Here is a 5258-nt window from a genome sequence, read left to right on the forward strand (position 1 = left end):
CATTGATCTTGTCCGTATGAAGATCTTGCAGCCGCATTTGCTTAAATTGAGTCTGGTCAGCAACGCCCGCTTCTTCCGCATTTTTCTTGGCAATCTCTACCAAACGGGCATCCAAATCGGAACCTGAAATATCCAGCTGAATGTCTTGGTCAATCTGAGCTAGGGCTTCTGCCCGAAGTCGACGTACCAAGTCCTTGTCTACCCAATTCCAGTCTTCAAAAGCAAAGGAACGGTGTAGACCTGGCGCCATCTTCATCCCAATCATAGCCGCTTCGATACAGAAAGTTCCTGATCCGCAAGTCGGGTCAATCAAGGGTTTGTCTGGATACCAGTTTGACAAAAGTAAAATCGCAGCTGCCATATTTTCCTTGATTGGCGCTCCGCCTTTTTCTGTCCGATAGCCACGTTTGAACAAGCTAGAGCCACTGGTATCAATCATGACTGTCACCAAATCTTTCAAAATGGAAACTTCAATCTTAAACTCTGCTCCATTTTCCTGTAGAGGAACCCCTTCTGGACGAGCATAATGCTTTTGCAGTTTTTTCACAACTGCTTTTTTTGAAATGGCTTGAACACTAGGCTCATTATGCAGTTTTGACTTGACACATTTAGCTTTAGAAATGGGAAATTTGGCACCTAAGGGCAGATAATTTTCCCAATCCAAGGCAAAAACACCTTGAAAAAGCTCTTCAAATGTTTTAGCTGGAAATGTTCCCACAACAATCTTAATCCGATCTGCGGAGCGTAGCCAGAGATTGGTTTGAATGATAGTAGCCATGTCTCCACTAAAGCGAACACGGCCATTTTCAACCTGACAATCTAGACCCAAATCCCGAATCTCACGGCCAACCACAGCTTCCAGACCTGCCGCTGCAGTAGCAATTAAATTAAATCTTTCTTTCATTCTTTCTTACTCTATCAATTTCTGATTGGCCATACTCTAAAAGCTGGCCTCAGCTAGAAAACAGAATACTCTTGCTTGACGATCCTCTTGAGAAAAGCCTTACTTTCCTCATTTTATCCCTTCAGCTCACTTCTGTCAAAGGGAATCTATACCTTAATCAAAAAGCTAGCATACGCTAGCTAACCTATGTGCAATTTTCTATAAGCCATGTTTTGTTCCAGAAATGACTAGGTACCATCTCCTTCGATAATCATCTGTCTACTGTTTCCAGTCAGAATGCTATGTTCGTTTCCACGCATTCCGTGCCCCGACCAAAGTTTGGGTTGCTAGCTTGAGGGGTTTACCGCGTTCCACTTCTTCTGTTTCCAGAAGAACTACGTCACTGTGGCACTTTCAGACCTATTCAGACTTATCTAAAGACTTAGCCTTTTCAGTCGCCGTAACGGATTACTCCGTCCCTAGGCTTATTGTTTTGCCTAGCACAAACACTACCAGCATCACAGCCGGTGCTAGCATGGACTTTCCTCATGAAAATATTAAATCTTCACGCGATTATCCAAAAATTGCACTCTGCAACATTATTGCTCTTCGCTGTCCAGAATTTGTTTGCCAAAAACTTCCTTTTCCAAACGGCTTAAGCGTTTCAAAATATCGAAGTTAGTCGCTGTTCCCATCTGTGGCATCTCAATTGTTGGTTGAGCTGGCTGACTAGGCGTTGAAGGAGTAGCAGTCGCTTGATTCGATACTTGTTCCTTCAGAAGGGTAATCTCCTCACGTAACTCCTTTACCAAAGCTGCATAAGTTTCATAATCCTTAATCACATCATCTAAAAATTCATCCACTTCAGCTTTGCTATATCCTCGCACTTCACGCTTAAAGTCTTGATCAAAAATATCTTTTGCTGTATAAATAATACTCGCCATGCTCTCACTCCAATCTAGTTTATCATATCCAATTATATACGAAATCACCTATAAAAAGCAAGATTTATACCCTACTTTTCCGAAAAAATTTCTGCAACCTCATTCAGATCATCAAATGTTAATTTTTTGATAAAATACTGTTCTTGATTCTTCATCTCCCTGTAAAGATACTTAAGATTGGTTTCATTCTCTTCGTCGTAAAACAGGTAAGCTCCGTCCGTATTCTGAAGCAGAAATTGGTTGTACTCGCGAAACTGACTCGGATTTTGATAGCTAGGATAAGCATATTTGACAAAATCTACTTGTTTAAAATCCGCTAGTTTAGCCTGATTTGCTTCATTCCAGTTCTTTCCCTGGTCCTCAAAAAGAAAAATCGTAGCAAGCTTGAAATTATAATCTTCTCTTAATTCCTGAGCGACTTCCAAAGCCCAAGTTTCAAAACCTAAATTCCCCGTGAAGATAAGCCACTCCAATCCTTCATCCAGCAGGTGCTGTAAATCCCGTCTGACCGCTTCTTTGATGATCTTGATGCGCATGTCTTTCTCATTCATAATGCCAAGTTCAAAAGCCTTATACCCTACAATTAATAGACTTGTCATTTATTCTCCCTCAAAAAATATTTTTATGATATAATAGAGTGATGTTATTGTACCAATAAGGAGTTTTATGGTCAACTACCCTCACAAGCTAAAGATAAAAAGTAAACTAGCCCATCCAGGTTCAAAGACGGCTGTTAACTTTGCCAATCGCGGGATGTCTTTTGAGAAGATGATCAACGAATCCAACAGCTACTATTTGAGTAGGGGACTCGCTGTCATTCATAAGAAACCGACACCCATTCAGATTGTCAAAGTGGACTATCCCCAACGCAGTCGTGCAAAGATTGTCGAAGCCTACTTCCGACAGGCATCCACGACTGATTATTCTGGTGTCTTTAAGGGACATTATATTGACTTTGAAGCCAAGGAAACACGGCAAAAAACAGCTATGCCTCTGAAGAATTTCCATCTACACCAGATTGAACATATGGAAGCTGTCCTTCAGCAAAAAGGAATTTGCTTTGTCTTACTTCATTTCTCCAGCTTGCGGGAGACTTATCTACTTCCGGCATCTTATTTGATTACATTTTATAAGATGGATAAAGGCGGAAAATCCCTCCCTTTATCTTACATTCAAGAACATGGATTTTTAATCGAAACAAAGCAATTTCCAAACATCCCTTACCTTGAAATTATCGAACAAAAACTACTAGGTGGTATCACAAATGAATAAACAAACCCTTTTGCAGGCCTTAAAATATCTTGCAAGTGTCCTCTTATCTCTCTTTATCATTGGAGTTGTGGCTGGCGTTCTTGTCTTCACATACTATGCCTCCAAGTCTCCTACCCTCTCTGAGAAGGACCTTGTCGCAACAACTTCAAGTAAGATTTACGATAGCGATAACAATCTGATTGCGGACCTCGGTTCTGAAAAGCGGGTCAATGCGTCAACAGACCAGATCCCTACACAGCTAGTAGATGCTATCGTTGCGATTGAGGACCACCGCTTCTTTAATCACCGTGGGGTTGATTTCATTCGGATAGGAGGAGCCTTCCTAAGCAATCTGAAAGGAGGCGGACGTCAAGGGGGATCTACCTTAACCCAGCAGTTGATCAAGTTGACTTATTTCTCCACTTCCTCAGCGGATGCTACCCTTTCTCGGAAAATCCAAGAAGCATGGCTGGCAACTCAACTTGAGCGAAAGGCTACCAAGCAAGAAATCCTGACATACTATGTCAATAAAGTCTATATGTCCAATGGAAATTACGGGATGCAAACAGCTTCTCAAAGTTACTATGGCAAAGATTTGAAAGATTTGACCCTTCCTCAAATTGCCCTGCTTGCAGGAATGCCTCAGGCTCCTAACCAATATGACCCTTACACAAATCCAGAAGCTGCCACTCAGCGTCGGAATCTCGTACTATCTGAAATGTATGAACTCAAGTACATCTCACCAGAACAATACGAACAAGCTATCAATACACCAGTGACCGACGGCTTACAGAGCTTGAAAAACTCAGCTAGCTATCCTGCCTATATGGATAACTACTTAAAAGAAGTTATTGAGCAAGTCGAAGAAGAAACTGGCTACAATGTCCTTACGACTGGTATGGAAGTTTATACCAACGTTAATACCGAAGCACAGAAAAAATTGTGGGATATTTACAACACGGAAGAATATGTTGCTTATCCAGATGATGAACTGCAAGTGGCATCAACCGTTATGGATGTTACCAACGGGAAAGTCATTGCCCAACTGGGTGCTCGCCATCAGTCTTCCAACGTTTCTTTCGGTACCAACCAAGCAGTCGAAACAAATCGCGACTGGGGTTCTACCATGAAACCAATCACTGATTATGCCCCAGCCCTGGAATACAACGTTTTCACTTCCACCGCTGCCTCAATCCAAGATGCTCCTTACTATTTCCCTGGAACCTCTACTCCTGTCTATAACTGGGATAAACGCTATTATGGCTGGATTACTATCCAATACGCTATCCAAGAATCCCGTAACGTACCAGCCGTCAAATCGCTGGAAGCAGTCGGATTAGATAATTCATTGAAGTTCCTCAATGGCCTTGGTATTAATTATCCTGAAATGCATTATTCTAATGCGATTTCAAGTAATACAAGCGAATCTGGTAACCAATACGGAGCAAGTAGCGAAAAAATGGCTGCTGCCTACGCTGCCTTTGCTAATGGCGGTACATATTACAAACCGCAATACGTCAACCGAGTTGTCTTTAGCGACGGTACAGAAAAAGTCTTTTCAAATGGCGGATCAAAAGCCATGAAAGAGACGACAGCCTACATGATGACAGATATGATGAAGACCGTTCTTCAGTCTGGAACTGGTACCAATGCTGCAATTCCAGGAGTTTATCAGGCAGGTAAAACTGGTACTTCCAACTATGCAGATGATGAACTAGAGAAGTTGACAAAACCTTATTACAGTTCTAGCATTGTCACACCAGACGAACTATTTGTTGGCTATACTCCACAGTACTCTATGGCTGTTTGGACCGGTTACTCAAATCGCCTCACTCCTGTTTTAGATGATGGAGTTAAGGTGGCAACCGATGTTTACCGTTCTATGATGCTCTATTTGACAGGCTACAGCAATGAAGACTGGACACCACCAAGCGGACTTTTCCGTAGCGGATCCTATCTCTATCTCAATGGTACTTCTACTTACAGCCGCGCTTATACCCAATCATCTTCAAGCTCTACTTCTGAGTCAAGCTCAGAATCTTCAAGTCAAAGTACGAGCGAATCTAGCGAAGAACATAGTAGTACCAACTCTAGTTCCCAAACAAGTTCAACAAGTTCTGGAACAACCAGCAGCTCAACTAGTTCTAACCAAGGAGCTGAACATCGTTAAACTAAAAAAG

The 5258-nt window shown here is 42.0% G+C and carries 5 protein-coding genes and 1 other RNA gene; 2 read left to right on the forward strand and 4 right to left on the reverse strand.

What is annotated here, in order from left to right:
• The 4 genes from SCRDD08_RS10370 to SCRDD08_RS10385 form a co-directional block, all read right to left on the reverse strand.
• Positions 1-904 (reverse strand): THUMP domain-containing class I SAM-dependent RNA methyltransferase (locus SCRDD08_RS10370; protein ID WP_231089381.1); only part of this gene is annotated, 904 nt, incomplete at its 3' end.
• Between the two features lie 196 nt (positions 905-1100).
• Positions 1101-1468, reverse strand: an RNA gene (gene rnpB, locus SCRDD08_RS10375) — RNase P RNA component class B.
• A 14-nt stretch (positions 1469-1482) separates the two neighbouring features.
• Complete coding sequence (gene gpsB / locus SCRDD08_RS10380) at positions 1483-1827, reverse strand: cell division regulator GpsB (RefSeq protein ID WP_061423590.1); 345 nt, start codon at positions 1825-1827, stop codon at positions 1483-1485.
• A 71-nt stretch (positions 1828-1898) separates the two neighbouring features.
• Positions 1899-2426 carry an SLOG family protein gene (locus SCRDD08_RS10385; protein WP_061423591.1) on the reverse strand — a complete coding sequence of 176 codons (528 nt, stop codon included), beginning with the start codon at positions 2424-2426 and terminating at the stop codon, positions 1899-1901.
• A 67-nt stretch (positions 2427-2493) separates the two neighbouring features.
• Here SCRDD08_RS10385 and recU point away from each other — a divergent pair, with 67 nt between their 5' ends.
• Both recU and pbp1a read left to right on the forward strand, forming a co-directional pair.
• Entirely contained in the window at positions 2494-3099 is a 606-nt protein-coding gene (gene recU / locus SCRDD08_RS10390; RefSeq protein WP_061423592.1) for a Holliday junction resolvase RecU, read from the forward strand.
• A complete protein-coding gene (gene pbp1a / locus SCRDD08_RS10395; protein ID WP_061423593.1) occupies positions 3092-5248 on the forward strand; it encodes a penicillin-binding protein PBP1A in 2157 nt (718 codons plus the stop codon). Before recU ends, pbp1a begins: the two co-directional genes overlap by 8 nt.
• Positions 5249-5258 lie beyond the last annotated feature (10 nt).

Source organism: Streptococcus cristatus (assembly GCF_001578775.1).
Taxonomy (GTDB): Bacteria; Bacillota; Bacilli; order Lactobacillales; family Streptococcaceae; genus Streptococcus; species Streptococcus cristatus_A.

Excerpts from the sequence above, each read along its gene's own strand:
- gpsB (WP_061423590.1), bottom strand. The coding sequence starts at position 1,827 with ATGGCGAGTATTATTTATACAGCAAAAGATATTTTTGATCAAGACTTT.
- SCRDD08_RS10385 (WP_061423591.1), bottom strand. The coding sequence starts at position 2,426 with ATGACAAGTCTATTAATTGTAGGGTATAAGGCTTTTGAACTTGGCATT.
- recU (WP_061423592.1), top strand. The coding sequence starts at position 2,494 with ATGGTCAACTACCCTCACAAGCTAAAGATAAAAAGTAAACTAGCCCAT.
- pbp1a (WP_061423593.1), top strand. The coding sequence starts at position 3,092 with ATGAATAAACAAACCCTTTTGCAGGCCTTAAAATATCTTGCAAGTGTC.